Genomic DNA, 15,346 nt, shown 5'->3' on the forward strand with positions numbered 1-15,346 from the left:
TTCGAAAGAGGTCTGTCATGACGACGTTTCTGCTGGTCCCGGGACTCTTCATGGGTGGCTGGGCCTGGGAGGCCGTGGCTGCCGAGCTGACCGCGCGGGGGCACCGGGTGCTTCCGGTCACCCTGCCCGGCATGGCCGAGCGGGCAGGGGAGGACCCCGCGGGCGTCGGACTGGGCGAGCACAGCGACGCCGTCGCGGCTCTGCTGGACGCGGAGGGCCCGGGGATCGTGCTGGTGGCGCACAGTTACGGCATCTTCCCCGCCCTCGCGGCGGCCGACCGGCGTCCCGGACAGGTCGCCCGGGTGGTGTTCGTGGACACGGGCTTCCCGGAACCGGGTGAGTCGCTGGTGGCGCAGATGCCGCAGCTCGGCCTGCTCGACCGCGCTCTCGACGGCATCATCCCGGTGCCCGAGGAGATCCCGGCGCCGCATGCCGTCCCGCCGGCGGAGCTGGAGCGCTACCACCGTCTGGCCACCCCGCAGCCGGTCCGGACCGTCACCGAGCCGATCGAGCTGAGCGGCGCCTGGCTCAAGCTCCCGACCACCGGGGTCTTCTGCCTCGCGAACGGCCTCAGCCTGGAGTTCGCCCGCACACTGCACGCTACCGGCCTGCCACGGTTCGCCAAGCTCGCCGAGCCTGATGTCACCTTCTTCGAACTCCCCACCGGCCACTACCCGATGCTCTCGACCCCGGTGGAGCTGGCAGACGTACTGACGCGCGCGGCGACCGGCGGGGGCGTCGGCCTGTACGAGGGCTGAGCGAAGAAATCCCGCTCCGGTGGGGACCATGGAGCTGACGCCGTCCGCACCTCGTCTCAGGTGAGATCGCGCCAGCCGCTGTCGAGCAGGTCGAACGCTCTCGTGATGACCTGCTGAGGGTCGTCGTGGGCGCGGGCGGCGTGCGGTGCCTCGAGGGCGAAGTGGGCCAGGGCCGTACAGGCCGGATCGCCCGCGGGGAGGCCGCTCTCCTCGGCGATCGCCTCTGCGAGCGCGGCGGTGTGGCGTAGCCACATGGCCTGGTGGTAGTCGCGGAGGGCCGGGGTACTGTTCACCAGGTCGAGGAAGGTCGTGAAGCGGGGATCGCTGTCGGCGCCCCCTCTGCGGTGGTGCAGCGCGTGCTCGCGCAGGGCGTTCGGGATGGACAGGCCGGGGGGCCGCTCGCGTACGGCGGCGAGGAGGCCTGCCTCCTGATCGGCCTCCTCGTCGAAGACCAGCGCCTCTTTGACGGGGAAGTGCTTGAACAGCGTGGTGGTCGACACGTCCGCGGCGTCGGCGATCTCGCGGATGCCGACGTCGTCGTAGCCGCGCTCGAGGAACAGGCGCAGGGCGGCGTCGGCGATGGCCTGGCGGGTGGCCGCCTTCTTGCGCTCGCGACGCCCGATGGGGGCAGGGGCGTCATCGCTCTGGCGGGTGGCTTCGGACCCGGGGGTGGCTTCGGACACGGAGGGGGATCCGGAAGCAGAGGCGGAGGCGGCTTCGGGCATAGGGCTAATCTACACCACTAATTGTCTCGGTCAAAAAGTTGAGTCGTTGCACTTATTGATCCGGTGTGCTTTTCTGTTGTGGTGGCCGCGAGGCAGTGCCCGGCCCCGACACCCGCACCTCACTTCCCGCCCGTCCGGTCACTCCCTCCTGTCCGAACGGAGCGATCAGCCATGTCCACGGCCGATCCCCACTCCCATGAACGGAGCACCACCATGAACACCCGACCCACCCCCCGAATCGCCGTCATCGGAGCCGGTCCAGGCGGTCTGACCTGCGCCCGCATCCTCCAGCAGTACGGCATCGACGCCACCGTCCACGACCGTGAAACCGGCCCGGAGGCACGGGACCAGGGCGGCACGCTCGACCTGCACGAGGACAACGGCCAGATCGCCCTTCGTGAGGCCGGCCTGCTGGACGACTTCCTCCGCCTCGCCCGCGCCGAAGGGCAGGAAATGCGCCGGCTGGACCACGCGGCAGGCACGATCGGCTTCCATCACGTTCCCGAGGATGGCGAGCGCTTCAAGCCCGAGATCGACCGCGGACAGCTACGCGACCTTCTCCTGAACTCGCTCCAGCCCCACACCGTGCGTTGGGGCCACACCCTGCGTTCCGTCGACGGACCCTCCCAGGGACCCCGCGTACTGCACTTCACCGACGGCACGAGTGTCGAGGCCGATCTCGTCATCGGAGCCGACGGTGCCTGGTCCAAGGTGCGCCGCGTCCTCTCCGACGCCAGCCCCCGGTACACCGGAATCAGCTTCCTCGAAGCGTGGTTCCACGACGTCGACGACCGGCACCCCGACATCGCCGGGCTCGTCGGCCAGGGCAGCGCCGCGGCAGCCGACGGCGAGCGCGGGCTGTTCGCCCAGCGCAGCAGCGGCGGCCACATCCGCGTCTACGTCATCCAGCGCGTCCCCGCCGACTGGATCACCGCAGCCGGCCTCAACGCCGAGGACACCGACGGCATCCGGGACATCCTCCTCGACCGCTACCGGGCCTGGTCTCCCCGGCTGAGGCAGATGCTCCGCGACAACGAGGGCCTCTACGTCGACCGACCTCTGTACGCGCTTCCCGTCCCCCACACCTGGGAACACGACCCCACCGTCACCCTGCTCGGGGACGCCGCCCATCTGATGCCCCCGCTCGGCGTCGGCGTCAACCTCGCCATGCTCGACGCCTGCGAACTCGCCCTGGCCCTCGCCCACCACGAGACCATCGGCGATGCCGTCCGGGCCTACGAGAAGACCATGCTGCCCCGCTCCACCGACATGCAGCACGCACTCGACGGCCACGCCGACGACCTGCTCTCCGACGAACCGCACGACCCCGACGAGGACGACACCCACTGACCGAACGCCCCACCGCCGAACGCCCTGCCGCCGTACGGTCCGTGACCTCTCCATGGATGGTATGCGCAAGAATGCGCCGTCCACGGTGCCGATAGCCTTCCCGTCGTGATCCAGGACGAGGGCAGTAGCCGAGCCGGAGACGGACGTGAGGCGCGAGGGTGGGGCGCCACGCGGTCGTGGGTGGAGGAGCGACTCGACCCGGGGGAGCGGATAGCGGGTGCCGAGCGCCTGCGCGGCGGGTGGACCTCGCACATGCGCAGGATCCGGATCTCCGGGCCGGACGGTCAACGAGATTTGGTGTTGCGCTCGTTCGAGAAGCCCTTCTGGGTTCGGCACGCGAACGGCCTGCTGTCCCGCGAAGCCGAGATCCTGCGCCTGCTCGGGGAGACGGGGGTGCCCGCGGCCGAACTCGTGGACGTGGACGCGTCCGGCACGTACTGCGACTATCCGTCCTTGCTGATGTCGTCGCTTCCCGGGTCCGTCCGTCTGGACGATCGGGGCGCCGAGCTCCGGGCCGATCTGCTGGCCGCGCAATTGCTGCGTATTCATCGGACCGAGGTCTCCGCGGAGGCGAGGCCGCGGACTTGGCAGGCCTGGACCTCACCGGAGCGGGTGACGCTCCCCGAGTCCTCGGTGCGGCCGGAGTCGTGGCAGCGGGCCGTGGATGTCATCAGGAAGGATCCCCCGCATCACCAACCTTGTTTCCTGCACCGGGACTTCCACCCGGGCAACGTCCTCTTCGAAGGTGAGGGGAAGGACGTGCGGCTGAGCGGTGTGGTCGACTGGGTGGAGACCTCATGGGGGCCGGCCGACCTCGACGTGGCCGACTGCTCAACTGCCCTGGCCCTGCTGCACGGTGTTCCCCTGGGTATGAGCTTCGCGGACCGGTACCTCGCCGCGGGAGGGCGACTTGCCGAAGGGCGAGACGCCCATCTGTACTGGCGGCTCATCGACGCCCTGGCCTTCGCCCCGGACGCGGAGAAGGTCGCCGTCCCCTGGCGCGAACTCGGCCGCACGGATCTGACCCCCGCCCTTCTGGCCGGCAGGCTGGAGGAATACGTCGACGCCGTGCTCGAGCGCTACGCGTAATCTCCGCCCCATCACCCCACCCGCACGGCGGAGGACGAGTGCTGTCCGGACTTGCTTCACTTTTCGTCGCGATGGGTGAGACGGCCGTCGACGAGTCGCCAGTAGTGCTGGTGTGGCGTCAGTTGCCAGGTCTCGTCGGCGGCGACGGCCTGTGTGATCCATGCGTGGAGTTGGGGGAGGGCACGGGCTTTCAGGACGGCGCGTGTGGCAGCACGTTCAGTGGCGTCCACCGGGTGGACGTCTATACGGAAGCCGACCGTGTCCGGGTGGATGCCGCGGCCGTAGGTGCGCGGGAGCGGAGCCACCCATGCCACTCCCAGGACGATGGGCTCACTGTCCTGCCCTGTGAGGAAACGCAGGTCCGACACGCGGCTCATGTACGGGCCGAAGCATTCGTTGATATCGGTGGTGTTCAAGGGCCAGGAACGATGTCGAGGCAGCCTTCGATGGCGCGCGGACATGGCACGCAGAATGACAGAGGGCCACTGCCGGCGCCCACAGGTTTGCGGCCGAGGCGTACGGGGGCACCGGCACTCCATCGAGAACTACAGGCCGTCGTCCCCGTCCAGCAGCCTCCGCAGCTTCCACGACGTGCAGGGGTCGGGCAGGACGAATCCGCCCGGTTCCTGCGAGGAGTACGACAGCTTCCGCAGCGCGGTCGACGGGAACGGCCAGCACGTCTCGACGGACCAGTGCACGCCGCTCAGGTCTGCGCCCGCGAGGTCCGTGCCCCGCAGGTCGGCGCCCGACAGATCGGCGCCCCTCAACCGGGCTTCGCGGAGCGAGGCGCCGTGCAGGACCGCGCCGCGCAGGTCGGCGCCCTTCAGGCCTGCGTCGGACAGCACCGCGGACACGAGGTTGGCCTCTGTCAGTTGGGCCCCAGCCAGGTTCGCTTCGGTGAGATGGGTCGTGTAGAGCTGGGCGTTCGACAGGTCGGCGCCCGCCAGGTTCGCCGAGCCGAGATAGGTGCCGGCGAGGTCCGCACCGGCGAGGTGCGCCTCGCGCAGATCGGCGAACGGCATGAGGGCGAAGGAGAGTTGAGTACCTGTCAGCCGGGCCCCGGCCAGTCTCCCCTGGATGAGGACGGCACTGTCGAGGTTCAGGCCGGAGAGGTCGATGTGGGCCAGCAGACCTGCCGGGAGGTAGACCAGATCCTCGACGAGGTGCCGCAGTTCCTTGACGGCGGGTGTGCGCGGGTCGCGGCAGGCCTCCGGATGCCCACGCTGCCAGTCGGCCAGTTCGCGAACGCGGTCGAGGCCGGACATGGACACCGGCATGACGCGCGTCCGGGTCGCTGGGCCGCCCTGTGCGGGGGAGGGCGCCGTGACATCCAGGAGGACGGTCGGGTCGTACGGTGCCGGGGCGCCGGGCGTGCCTCCAGGACCACCGCCGCTCTCGCCGGGCCATGCGAGGGCGGCGGCCCCGAGGGCGGCCGGGCCATTCGTCCTGCTCCACGCGTCCATCGCGGCCCCGACCATGGCACAGGCCGTTCCCGCGTCGGCGGGCCGGTCCGTCCGTTCCGGGGCGAGAAGCGCGAGGACGAGTCCGTCGACCTCGGGGGGCAGCGGCTCGCGGGAGTGGAGGGACGGCGGGGGCGGCAGCTTCCTCTCGTGGGGGCCGCCGCAGTCGGGGCGGGCACCGGTCAGCAGTTCGTACAGCACACAGCCCAGCGCGTACAGATCGGCCCTGCCGTCGGTCGTTCCGGGTGCGCCGAGTTGTTCGGGTGCCATGTAGGCGGGCGTTCCGACCGCCTGGCCCGCGAGGGTGAGCGGGTGCGCCTCGTCCGGCTCCCTGACGAACCGGGCGATGCCGAAGTCCAGGAGCTTGACGGTCCCCGTGGGGGTGACCATCACGTTGCCGGGCTTGATGTCACGGTGCAGCAGTCCGGCGGCGTGTGTGACCTCCAGGGCGCGGCAGATCTGTCCGGCCCAGTCCAGGATCAAGGGCACCGACGCGCCGGCGGCGGCCCGGTCCAGGGTGTGACCGGCGACCAGTTCCATGACGACGAACACCGTGCCGTCCGCGTCCTGACCGTAGTCGAGTACGGCCACCACCCGCGGGTCCCATATCCGCCCGAGCGCTCTCGCCTCCGACGCGAGCCGTTCCTGCGCGGCCGGCACACCGTACGCGGACGGCAGCACCTTCAGCGCGACCGTCCGGCCGATCCGCTCGTCCTCCGCACGCCAGACGACCCCCATGCCGCCGCGCCCCAGCACGTCCTTGAGCCGGTACCGCCCGGCGAGCAGTGCCTGTGTCATGGCTCCCCCTCGGAACAGGTAGCGCCGCACCACATGACGGCGCACCAAGTAGCGTCGCACTGACGAGAATTATCGTCAGTGCGACGCTATCGTGGGTCGCGGGCGCCTGTACAGCCCGGTCGGCGCCCGATGACGGTCAGCGCACCACCTCGTCGGCCAGCAGGTCCATCAGAAGCCCGTCGTGCCAACTGCCGTCCAGGCCACGTTCGTAGCGCCGCATGATGCCGACCGGGCGGAAGCCGACCTTGGTGTAGCAGCGGATCGCCGCGGTGTTGTCGGCCGCCGGGTCGATGATCAGGCGGTGATGGCCTTGGACATCGATGAGATGGCAGGCCAGCGTCCGTACGGCGTCGGTGCCCAGGCCTCTGCCGTGCACCGCGGGGTCGAGGAAGAGGTCGATGCCGGCGTGCCGGTAGTCCGGCTCCTCCTCGGCGTACCACTGGATCATGCCGATGATCCGCCGGTCGTGGTCCACCGTCAGGCATCGGGTGTCCGGGTCCTGGAGATCGGTCGCGAGGTCCGCCTCGAGATCGTCCCCGCCCCTCCATCGCTCACGTACTTCCGGAGTGCCCCGGATGGCGGCCAAGGCGGGGATGTCCTCGGGGACGGTGGGCCGGAGGGCGACGGAAGCGCCACGCAGCACGGTCATGCCCGACGACCCTAGTGCGACCGGCCGTACGTTGCTCGACGCGGGTCGTGTCGGGTGAGGCGTCGGACGACCGCGAGGTACGTCGGCAGCCGGGGTCACCGACCCGCATCGGCGGCGTGAATCCTGAGCGGCGTCAGTGCTCCAGCGCCTTGAGGGACAGCGATACGCGCTCTCTCACCAGATCCACGTCAAGGATGACGGCCGAGATCCGCTGACCGACACGGACGACCTTGGAGGGGTGATCGACGTGCTGCCGGGGAAGCGACCTGGATTGGCCAGCAGGTTCCGTCGGCCTCGACATCGGAACGACGCTGAAGGCGCCCACACCGGATCGTCCACCCGGCGCCCTTGAAGGGCGAGTGCCGTACGCCGGGCCACATCCACGCTGGAGAACATCATGCTTCGTGATCGGGATCGATCACCACCATAAACCTGTTGCCTTCCGGATCCGTCATCAGGGCGTGCATGCAATCGTGAGGTTCCACGAGAGAGGCGCCCTTGGCGATCAGTATCTGAACCTGTTCGGCGATCGTTCCGACAAGCACGGTGACGACCGGTAGCACGGCCGGAGATTCCGCTTCGCCGACGCTGTACCCACCCCAACCCGGAATGCCGCCCCAGAACCTGATCATTTTCTCTGGGTCTACTGCTTCAAAATGAACGTGCATGCCGCTTGTCTCACTTTCATTTGCCCGACCGAAGCGGTAACGGCCTACCGAATCGATCCGGCAGGCCGTTACGGGTGAACGGACTTCAACAGTCGATCACGGTGTTGCTCGTGTCTGCGATTCCGGCTTCGCTGAAGCGTCCGTGGTACTCGACCTGCAAGGTCACCTGAGTGTTGTACGTCTCCTTCTCCCCATCATGCACGCACGTGAGCCCTGGAGTGGTGAAGCGCCCGCTGCACCTCGACCACCCGCTGTCCTTGTGCTTCACCGCGCGCCAGTACCCGTCGCGCACGTACATCTGAAGATCGACCTGGACCCGGCACTGGTCGGGTGCCGGAGTTGAACAACCCGAGTAGTGGCCCTGTGCGTACAGCGGGCCGCCATGGGTGACTTGGAACGGTTTCTCACCCTGGAACGTGCACCACACGGGAAAAGCGGCAGTCTTCGCGACGGCCCTTCCCGTGCTGCCGCTCGGAGCAGCCGACGCTGCAGCAGCCGGCACCAGCAGGACCCCCGCCGCGAGAAGCGGGACGATAAAACGCGCCTTCATTCTTCCCCCAAGAGAAATCGAATGTGCGTCGCACCATCGACCACCCTCATTGGTTCACAGGGGCCACACAAGATCCGTGGCGCGAACTTTCCGCTGTTTGTCCGGTTCACAGTCGCGGAATTGACCGTTCCCTCCCATTCGCCGGCAGCGGGCCGACAGAAAACGACGAAACGCCGTGACGGAGCCGGACTCCTGGCTCCATCTCGACTTGGCGGTCCGCCCTGCCGGCGCTGGTCGTCATCCGCTGCGCGGACCGGGTGGGACCGATACGCGAACGGGCTCGCGCGCTCCTGGCCGGGACGGCCGTCGGGCGGTGTTTCCCAGGAGTCTGGCCTGCTCACTCTTCAGCCGTGTGAACCGGTCGCGGGTGTACTCCCGCACCCCTGGTGACGACGACGTCCCGCATCGCCCGGATGTTCGGGATGAACACGCTCGTGGCCCAAGTGCGCCACTGGGCGAGCTCCTCCACGGTTGGTGGTATGTCGTGGTCGAACGGGTCCCGGCCGTCCTCGCGGGCGTACATCGCCGAGCAGGTGTCGTAGACCCGGCTGTTGGACTCCATCAGCCGGGTACAGAGGGCCGTAGAAGTGGTTCAACTGCCCGTTGACCCGGTCCAGTCGGGCCTGCCGTTGAGTGAGAGGCAGGTCGTTATACAAGGCGTCGCCCCGAGTGCGGATCTCCCACGCAACCGGCCCACGTATTCCAGGGGACGGCTGACCAGGTCCGTCGGCGCCATGAATCGGCCTACAGGAAAGCCTTGTTGGTGGCGTTGACAGGGGCGCGACAAGTCGATTCACTGCCCTGGAGAAGGTACGGACCAGGTTCGACCGCCGCCCGTACGGCTCGACGCAGGGCCGTCGGCCTCGGTCATGCCCGCCGCTCGGCGTCCCCCATCGTGAAATCGAGGCGAGTTCCGGTGACCTTGCGCAGCGCCGACATCGTTGTCGGACCACGGTTCCTCAGCTTCCTCTTCGCGGCCGTTCTCGCGTGCGCGGCGCTCCTTCCGGCCGCGTCGCCCGTGGCGGCCGCCACCCAGGTGTGCGTACTGGCCTGCGACACGCTGGACCCCTCGCTGGCGCGACAGGAGAGCTTTCCGGTACCGAACAAGAGCCTCAACGGCCGCCGCCTCGAACTGCACGTCTCCGACGCGGACGACATGGCGTGGGCCAGCATCGACGGCGGCGTGACCGGCGACTCCGTGTGGCTCGACCGTTCCTGGGACGGCGGTGCGACCTGGGACGGACTGCTGGGCAAGGCGGCCGTACCGGGAACCTGGACCGGCACCAGGACGCTGATGTACAACATCACCGATCCCCGCAACCACCGACGCGGACTGGTCCGGGCCTGCGGCGACGCCGCCGCCGTCGGCTGCACCGACTGGGCCCATCCGACCGTCTGCGACACGCTCTGCGACCGCACCGACGCGGGCCAGGCGGCCGGCGACAGCCAGCCGGTGCCGTCCACCACCCTCTACGGCCGTACGATCCGCCTGCACGTCGACCAGAAGAACTCCATGGCCTGGGCGAGCATCGAATCCGGTGCGGGCGGCGACGAGATCTGGCTCGACCGCTCCTGGAACGGCGGCGCGACCTGGCCGGACGGATCCTCCCTCGGCCGCACCGCCGTCCCGCAGGGCTCCGCCGGCACCCGTACGACGATGTACGCCACCCGCGATCCGCGCGGCCTCCTCTACGGCGGTGCCGTCCGCGCGTGCGGCCGCGAGGCCGGCCACCAGGACGGAAGCTGCACCGCGTGGGTCAGGCCCGCGCCGACCCGGGCACGCGCCGCGGCGGACGCGCTCATGTCCTCGTACGACCCCTACAACGGCTGGTGGCCCAGCAGTTGGTGGAACTCCGCCGCCACGCTCACCTCGCTCGTCGACTTCGCCAGGACGACCGGCACGCACGACTACGACTGGGCCGTGGCGCGCACCTTCGACCAGAACAAGGGCGCCTTCGCCGCTGGTGCGCGCAGTTCGGACGCGATCGAGGGGCACTTCATCAGCCGCTCCATCGACGACTCGGGCTGGTGGGCCATCGCCTGGATCGACGCGTACGACTCCACGGGCAACTCCCGCTATCTCGACGAGGCCGTGACCATCGCCGGCTACGTCCAGCAGTACTGGGACACCGGCACCTGCGGAGGCGGCGTGTGGTGGGACCGGGAACGCACCTACAAGAACGCCGTCACGAACGGCCAGTACCTCTGGCTGACCACCGCGCTGCACCAGCGCATCCCTGGTGACACGGTATGGCTCCAGCGGGCAAGGACCGCCGCCGCCTGGTACAGGTCGAGCGGGATGATCAACTCCTCCGGTCTGGTGAACGACGGACTGACCTCAGCCTGCGCGAACAACGGTGGCACCGTGTGGAGTTACAACCAGGGGCTGGCCATCGGGGCCTTCACCGAGCTGTGGAAGTCGACCGGGGACGGTGCGCTGCTGGCCACCGCGCGGGCTCTGGCCGACGCCGCGATCAGCAGCCCGACGCTCACCCGGGACGGAGTGCTCACCGAGTCCTGCGACGTCGGTTCGGCCTCCTGCGACGACAATCAGAAGCAGTTCAAGGGCATCTTCATGCGAAACTTCGCCGATCTCGCGAAGGCCACCGGTTCCAGCACCTACCAGAGCTACGTCCAGAAGCAGGCGGACACACTGTGGGCGCAGGACCGTACCCCTCTCAACGCCCTTGGTGAACGCTGGGCCGGCACCCTCCCCAACCAGGCCGACTGGCGCACCCAGGCGAGCGCGCTGGGAGCACTCACCGCCGCCACGGGCTGACGACGCGTTCGAGGAGCCGCCGCGCGCGGAGCACGGGCCTGCCGCGACGCACCGACAGGCCCGGCTCCGCCCGGTGCCGGGTCGGCCGTGGTCACCACTGGACCAGATCCATCGAGTGATGGGCCGGCCAGTCCGTGAACGACACGGGGCGGCCGTCCAGTTTCAGAGGAAGGATCTGGTCGCACGTGGCCCGGCCGTCGAACCACAGTGAGCCCCGGTGCGGACCGGTGACGACGAGCAGGGTCGAGAAACCACAGCCGTTCTCCTGGATGAAGACGGCGCCGGACGTCTTGCGCTCCTGGAACACCTCGTACTCGGCGTCCCATTGGTCCCAGGCCGCCTGGTAGGCGTCGTGATCCGGGAAGTCCTGGGCCTGCGGCTCGCGTTCGTCCAGCTCATCCTCGTAGGCACGATAGGAGTCGGGATGCGGGAAGTCGGAGGTGAGCAGGGCGTAGTTGGTGCTCGAGTCCCCGTGCCAGCCCCATCCCGCCGCGGATCGGCGCAGGCGGTTCACCGTACTGCCGGCGCTCTGCCGGAGCAGATACGCGCGGTACTGGTCCGGGAACGTGATGCCCAACTCCGCCTCCGCGGCACGGATCTCCGCTTCGGACAGCGGCGGCCGGCCCCGCGGCTGGAGCGCTGAGCTCGTCGAAGCGCCTTCCGCGAGCGATACGTCTGGCCTCCGCGGTCCAGTCGGTCGTCATGTCGTGGCCGCCTCGTACTGCGGGCGACCGGTGGTGCGGTATGTCTGTTCGTCGGTCCGTCATGCCGGGTCCGTCGGAGCCGGGACCGCCACGGGACCGGGGGAGAGGAACTTGGCCGATTTGGCGGCCAGATGCCGGGCAAGGTACTCCGGGGCGTCGTCCGGGCGCATACGGGCGAGGGCGACCAGGGCCGTGATGACCACATCCGCCACTTCGGCGTGAGCGTCGTCCCACGAAGTGGTCCCCTTGCGGGGGTTGGTGCCACGGGCTCCGATGACGGCCTGGGACGCCTCCCCGGTCTCCTCCGCGATCTTGAGCACTTGCAGGCTCCACTGCTCCGCCTGGTTCAGGCCCAGCGCGGTGTCGTGTTCCTCGAAGCGGCGGGCGAGTTGTTCGATGGTGTCCCAGACGGTGCCGTCCACGGCGTGGTGTCTCCTTCAGGGGGTGCGGGTCGGCGCCCCCGGGTGGTCGGGTTCGGCGGTGAGAGCTCGGCGGCGAACGCACCGACAAGGTCAAGGATCTGGTGCGGTCCGGCGGATCACCCGCGGGCCGCCTCGCTCGGACAAGACCTGCTCGGACAAGGCCTCGCTCGGACAGAGGGCCGAGGCAGGTCGCGTCAGCCGATCTGTTCGGCCAGGGCGACGATGATGCCCGCGGGGCCCCGGAGGTAGCAGAGCCGGAAGACGTTCTCGTACTGCGCCACCTCGCCGAGGAGTTCGGCGCCGTGGGCGCGCAGACGGGCGATGGTGTCGTCGATGTCGTCGACGGCGAACATGACGCGATGCAGGCCCAGCGTGTTGGGCGGCGGGTTCCGGGGCTCGGCGTCGGATACCGCGGGGGTGTGGTACTTGGTCAGCTCCAGCTTGCTGTGGCCGTCCGGGGTCCGCATGACCGCGATGTCGCTCCGGACGCCGTCGAGTCCGACGGTGCGGTCCGCGAAGAGGCCCTCGATCTGCGCCTCGCCTTCCAGCTCCATGCCGAGCTCGGTGAAGAAGGCGACAGCCGCGTCCAGGTCGTCGACGACGATGGCGACGTTGTCCATCCGCTGAATAGCCATGACTCTGAGCCTAACGAACCGAAGTGGGGCAGCACGGGGTCGACCCGCCTGCACCGGGATCGTACGAGCCGGTCCGTGCCGCCCTTTGGCCTCTCTCGCTTCGTTGGTCCTGTACATGCCCGGAATTGTGGCCTCCGTCATGGCGAATCTGATCTTGGCCTGATGAAATCGCCGGATGCTCGGTTTCCTCATCCGTCTCCTGCCGTTCTGGGTCCGCGAACCCCTGCTCATCGTGGTCTGCTCCGTTTTCGGCGTACGCATCATGTATCTCGCCGTGACCGAGCGGGATCTGGTCGCGGCGGGTCTCGGCTCGGTGTTCCTCTTGTTCGCCGCGATAAGTGTCCGCGGGGTGGTCCGGGCCCTGCGCGCACGCCGGAACCCGAGCCCGGCGGTCTCCGCGGGTGGGGCGACGGTCGATGCTGTCGCACACGCTCAGGTCCAGCCCCAGGCCGCGCTGTCCCAAGCCGCCGTCCACCCCCAGCCCCTGCCCCAGCCCCTGCCTCAGGCTCAGGCCGGAACCGGTTCGCGTCCCGGCGCGGGCGCTTCGAAGAAGGACCACAACGCATGGGCCCAGGCCGTCGGCGCCGTGGCCCTCTTCGGCGCACTCGGGGCGATCCTCTGGCTGGGTCCGCGCTTCATGCCGTCCGAAGAGGTCAACGCTACGCCGCCTGCCTCGTGTTCGGACGAGACCCACGAAGAACCGCCGAAGGTCTACAACAAGAAACCCCAGCCCGTGACCGGTGAGGAGCTGTGCAACGCGGTCCTCCGGCCGGACCTGGCCATGCTCCTTGGAACGCCTGGTGAGAAGGCGACCTCGGCCTCCGGCAGCGACAACACCGCGCCTCTGACCGATGGGAAGGTCGCCCAGCCGGAGGCCCGGATCGACTTCGACACGTACACCGTGAATGTCTCGGCCACTTACAACGACCTGTCGATCGACCAGTACGTGAAGCTGATGAAGTACGGGGACGAGAGCGACGTCAAGACGGTCAAGGTTCGCGGTCGGTCCGCGGTTTTCTCCACGGACCACACCATGAAGATCGAGATCAATCTGGGCGGGGACGGAGGATCCGGCGGACCGGTCGGTCAAGGTCCCCTGGAGAGGACGCTGTCCGTGGCCCTGGACCGTGGTGACCGAGGCGGCTACTGCGAGATCACGGTGTGGAGCGAGTCCGGTGCGCTCCCGAGCGACACCGCTCTCCTCTCCATCGCCGAGAAGGTCCTTCCGAAGATCCCCGAACGACCCGCCCGATGACACGCCGGCGATTCGGCTGAACCACGGATGTGCGCACCAGGCCGGGCGACACCGTCCGGTCCTGGTGTCACACCGGCCCTCTACGATCCACCGTCATGACCGATGACACGTTCGACTACTCCCGGCCCGGTCCGCTCACTCTCCTCGCCTCCGGCCAACTCGGGCTCATCGGGGGCCTGCCGGACGATCCAGTCGCAATGTGCGCCGCGGTACAGAGCCTGGTCATCCAGCCGACCGATGCCGCCGCCCTCGGTTTTTCCTCAGAGCGGCTCGCGGAGAAGAACATCCGGACGGTGAGCGAACTGGTCGCCACATTGACGGCGCTTGACCCCGCTCCCCTGCACCTTGCCCGGACACCGGAGACAAGGGTGGTGGGGACGTGCCGTCACTTCGCCACCCTCGCCTGCGCGATCCTGCGGGCCCGGAACATCCCCTCCCGGGCCAGGTGCGGCTTCGGCATGTGCTTCCAGGAGGGACGTGGACTCGACCACTGGATCACCGAGTACTGGAACGCGGACGAACGGCGCTGGGTGCGCGTCGACACCGAACATCTGGGGCACGGTTTCGCCGAGCGCCCGGAAGACCTCGCGCCGAGCGAGTTCCTCACGGGCGGCGAAGCGTGGATACGGCACCGTGAGGGCCTGATCGATCCACAGCGGTTCGGGGTGTCCGGCACCGATCACGCCTGGGGGCCCGCCGAGATCAGCGGCAACGCGGTCCGCGACCTCGCCGCGCTCCGCAAGCTGGAAATGCTGCCCTGGGACGAGTGGGGCCGGATGACCGAGGCCTACGAGGGCAAGACGGGACCCGACTACGACCGGCTCATCGACAAGGCCGCCGCGGCATGTGTCGCCGAAGATCCAGCCGCTCTGACCGATCTGTTCGCCGACGAGGAGCTCGCGGTTCCACAGCACATGATCAAGTGATCCCCCCGCTTCGGCTACGGCACCGAAGGCGCTGACGGCACCGACAGCACCGAAGGCGGCCGCGCACACCGCGCAGGCGCTGGGCCCGTACCGGGTTCAGAGGCGGGTGCCGGGGCTGTGGACCGAGGGGGAGCCACGGTCCGGTCGGCGGCGACCGCGTCAGGCGGGTCCCCTCAGCTCACGTCCGGTGGCCATCTCGGACTCGATCCTGACGAAGACCGCGCTCCGCAGCGGCATCCAGGAGGTCGGGCCGACCTGCGCCAGCCGTTCGTGCTCCGCGCGGTCGGTCACCACGGTGGCACGGCCGGTGACGACCACACTCCACCCGGACCGGGTCTGGGCGTCGAACTCGTCCGCCTCGAAGGCGACCACCACGCGGTCGATCGCGCGGACGAGCTCCGAGTCCGACGAGGTGCACAACACGACGGAGTCGTCCGTGTCCAGACAGAAGTTGACCGGGAGGACCGCGGGCAGGGCCTGCCGGGTGTACACCACGCGGCCGACCGGGACCTTCGCCAGGAGGCGGAGGCACTCCTGCCGGTCGAGTTCGTGAAACGTGTCTTCCTGGGACATCCAGC

Annotated in this window: 17 protein-coding genes and 1 pseudogene; 6 read left to right on the plus strand and 12 right to left on the minus strand. The window is 69.0% G+C overall.

The genetic code is table 11. From position 1 onward, the window contains the following. The first annotated feature begins 17 nt into the window (after window positions 1-17). On the plus strand, window positions 18-758 hold the full coding sequence (locus tag ACIQ7M_RS18340) for an alpha/beta fold hydrolase (RefSeq protein WP_403645161.1): 741 nt from the start codon (window positions 18-20) through the stop codon (window positions 756-758). A gap of 56 nt (window positions 759-814) precedes the next feature. Here the strand turns inward: ACIQ7M_RS18340 and ACIQ7M_RS18345 are convergent, their stop codons facing one another. Next, the gene (locus ACIQ7M_RS18345; protein WP_403645164.1) at window positions 815-1,441 is read right to left on the minus strand and encodes a TetR/AcrR family transcriptional regulator; all 627 of its coding nucleotides are present in this window, start codon (window positions 1,439-1,441) and stop codon (window positions 815-817) included. 255 nt (window positions 1,442-1,696) lie between these two features. On the opposite strand from ACIQ7M_RS18345, the gene ACIQ7M_RS18350 reads away from it, so the two are divergent. Then, window positions 1,697-2,833 (plus strand): FAD-dependent oxidoreductase, encoded by a 1,137-nt coding sequence (locus tag ACIQ7M_RS18350; RefSeq protein ID WP_403645167.1) that lies wholly within the window; start codon window positions 1,697-1,699, stop codon window positions 2,831-2,833. 105 nt (window positions 2,834-2,938) lie between these two features. Then, window positions 2,939-3,922: a phosphotransferase family protein gene (locus ACIQ7M_RS18355; RefSeq protein WP_403645170.1), complete on the plus strand. Its 984-nt coding sequence runs from the start codon at window positions 2,939-2,941 to the stop codon at window positions 3,920-3,922. A gap of 56 nt (window positions 3,923-3,978) precedes the next feature. Here ACIQ7M_RS18355 and ACIQ7M_RS18360 read toward each other — a convergent pair whose 3' ends face one another. The 7 genes and pseudogenes from ACIQ7M_RS18360 to ACIQ7M_RS18390 all read right to left on the minus strand — a co-directional run bounded on the left by ACIQ7M_RS18360 (window position 3,979) and on the right by ACIQ7M_RS18390 (window position 8,609). Continuing rightward, window positions 3,979-4,338 carry a hypothetical protein gene (locus tag ACIQ7M_RS18360; protein WP_403645173.1) on the minus strand — a complete coding sequence of 120 codons (360 nt, stop codon included), beginning with the start codon at window positions 4,336-4,338 and terminating at the stop codon, window positions 3,979-3,981. Between the two features lie 129 nt (window positions 4,339-4,467). After that, complete coding sequence (locus ACIQ7M_RS18365) at window positions 4,468-6,240, minus strand: serine/threonine-protein kinase (RefSeq protein ID WP_403645176.1); 1,773 nt, start codon at window positions 6,238-6,240, stop codon at window positions 4,468-4,470. 76 nt (window positions 6,241-6,316) lie between these two features. Next, complete coding sequence (locus tag ACIQ7M_RS18370) at window positions 6,317-6,829, minus strand: GNAT family N-acetyltransferase (RefSeq protein ID WP_403645179.1); 513 nt, start codon at window positions 6,827-6,829, stop codon at window positions 6,317-6,319. A gap of 139 nt (window positions 6,830-6,968) precedes the next feature. Continuing rightward, window positions 6,969-7,082: pseudogene (locus tag ACIQ7M_RS18375) on the minus strand (S1 RNA-binding domain-containing protein); the annotation flags it as partial. A gap of 142 nt (window positions 7,083-7,224) precedes the next feature. Then, window positions 7,225-7,497, minus strand: coding sequence for a hypothetical protein (locus ACIQ7M_RS18380; RefSeq protein ID WP_403645182.1), 273 nt, complete (start codon window positions 7,495-7,497; stop codon window positions 7,225-7,227). 85 nt (window positions 7,498-7,582) lie between these two features. Beyond that, window positions 7,583-8,047: a hypothetical protein gene (locus ACIQ7M_RS18385; protein ID WP_403645185.1), complete on the minus strand. Its 465-nt coding sequence runs from the start codon at window positions 8,045-8,047 to the stop codon at window positions 7,583-7,585. Between the two features lie 337 nt (window positions 8,048-8,384). After that, on the minus strand, window positions 8,385-8,609 hold the full coding sequence (locus ACIQ7M_RS18390; RefSeq protein ID WP_403645188.1) for a hypothetical protein: 225 nt from the start codon (window positions 8,607-8,609) through the stop codon (window positions 8,385-8,387). 594 nt (window positions 8,610-9,203) lie between these two features. On the opposite strand from ACIQ7M_RS18390, the gene ACIQ7M_RS18395 reads away from it, so the two are divergent. Continuing rightward, on the plus strand, window positions 9,204-10,826 hold the full coding sequence (locus tag ACIQ7M_RS18395; protein ID WP_403645904.1) for a glycoside hydrolase family 76 protein: 1,623 nt from the start codon (window positions 9,204-9,206) through the stop codon (window positions 10,824-10,826). Window positions 10,827-10,917: 91 nt separating this feature from the next. Here ACIQ7M_RS18395 and ACIQ7M_RS18400 read toward each other — a convergent pair whose 3' ends face one another. The 3 genes from ACIQ7M_RS18400 to ACIQ7M_RS18410 all read right to left on the minus strand — a co-directional run bounded on the left by ACIQ7M_RS18400 (window position 10,918) and on the right by ACIQ7M_RS18410 (window position 12,587). Beyond that, window positions 10,918-11,439 carry an SMI1/KNR4 family protein gene (locus tag ACIQ7M_RS18400; protein WP_403645907.1) on the minus strand — a complete coding sequence of 174 codons (522 nt, stop codon included), beginning with the start codon at window positions 11,437-11,439 and terminating at the stop codon, window positions 10,918-10,920. Window positions 11,440-11,589: 150 nt separating this feature from the next. Further along, entirely contained in the window at window positions 11,590-11,952 is a 363-nt protein-coding gene (locus ACIQ7M_RS18405) for a MazG-like family protein (RefSeq protein WP_403645190.1), read from the minus strand. Between the two features lie 194 nt (window positions 11,953-12,146). Next, a complete protein-coding gene (locus ACIQ7M_RS18410) occupies window positions 12,147-12,587 on the minus strand; it encodes a VOC family protein (protein WP_403645193.1) in 441 nt (146 codons plus the stop codon). 175 nt (window positions 12,588-12,762) lie between these two features. On the opposite strand from ACIQ7M_RS18410, the gene ACIQ7M_RS18415 reads away from it, so the two are divergent. Then, on the plus strand, window positions 12,763-13,842 hold the full coding sequence (locus ACIQ7M_RS18415) for a DUF6215 domain-containing protein (RefSeq protein ID WP_403645196.1): 1,080 nt from the start codon (window positions 12,763-12,765) through the stop codon (window positions 13,840-13,842). Between the two features lie 95 nt (window positions 13,843-13,937). Further along, on the plus strand, window positions 13,938-14,768 hold the full coding sequence (locus tag ACIQ7M_RS18420; protein WP_403645199.1) for a transglutaminase-like domain-containing protein: 831 nt from the start codon (window positions 13,938-13,940) through the stop codon (window positions 14,766-14,768). 159 nt (window positions 14,769-14,927) lie between these two features. Here the strand turns inward: ACIQ7M_RS18420 and ACIQ7M_RS18425 are convergent, their stop codons facing one another. Beyond that, window positions 14,928-15,341 carry a pyridoxamine 5'-phosphate oxidase family protein gene (locus ACIQ7M_RS18425; protein WP_403645202.1) on the minus strand — a complete coding sequence of 138 codons (414 nt, stop codon included), beginning with the start codon at window positions 15,339-15,341 and terminating at the stop codon, window positions 14,928-14,930. Window positions 15,342-15,346 lie beyond the last annotated feature (5 nt).

The organism is Streptomyces sp. NPDC096324 (assembly GCF_044763015.1).
Classification (GTDB): domain Bacteria; phylum Actinomycetota; class Actinomycetes; order Streptomycetales; family Streptomycetaceae; genus Streptomyces.

Coding starts and splice junctions, on each gene's coding strand:
- ACIQ7M_RS18425 (WP_403645202.1), bottom strand. CDS start 15,341: ATGTCCCAGGAAGACACGTTTCACGAACTCGACCGGCAGGAGTGCCTC.
- ACIQ7M_RS18390 (WP_403645188.1), bottom strand. CDS start 8,609: ATGGAGTCCAACAGCCGGGTCTACGACACCTGCTCGGCGATGTACGCC.
- ACIQ7M_RS18415 (WP_403645196.1), top strand. CDS start 12,763: ATGCTCGGTTTCCTCATCCGTCTCCTGCCGTTCTGGGTCCGCGAACCC.
- ACIQ7M_RS18385 (WP_403645185.1), bottom strand. CDS start 8,047: ATGAAGGCGCGTTTTATCGTCCCGCTTCTCGCGGCGGGGGTCCTGCTG.
- ACIQ7M_RS18370 (WP_403645179.1), bottom strand. CDS start 6,829: ATGACCGTGCTGCGTGGCGCTTCCGTCGCCCTCCGGCCCACCGTCCCC.
- ACIQ7M_RS18340 (WP_403645161.1), top strand. CDS start 18: ATGACGACGTTTCTGCTGGTCCCGGGACTCTTCATGGGTGGCTGGGCC.
- ACIQ7M_RS18420 (WP_403645199.1), top strand. CDS start 13,938: ATGACCGATGACACGTTCGACTACTCCCGGCCCGGTCCGCTCACTCTC.
- ACIQ7M_RS18380 (WP_403645182.1), bottom strand. CDS start 7,497: ATGCACGTTCATTTTGAAGCAGTAGACCCAGAGAAAATGATCAGGTTC.
- ACIQ7M_RS18395 (WP_403645904.1), top strand. CDS start 9,204: ATGGCGTGGGCCAGCATCGACGGCGGCGTGACCGGCGACTCCGTGTGG.
- ACIQ7M_RS18350 (WP_403645167.1), top strand. CDS start 1,697: ATGAACACCCGACCCACCCCCCGAATCGCCGTCATCGGAGCCGGTCCA.
- ACIQ7M_RS18410 (WP_403645193.1), bottom strand. CDS start 12,587: ATGGCTATTCAGCGGATGGACAACGTCGCCATCGTCGTCGACGACCTG.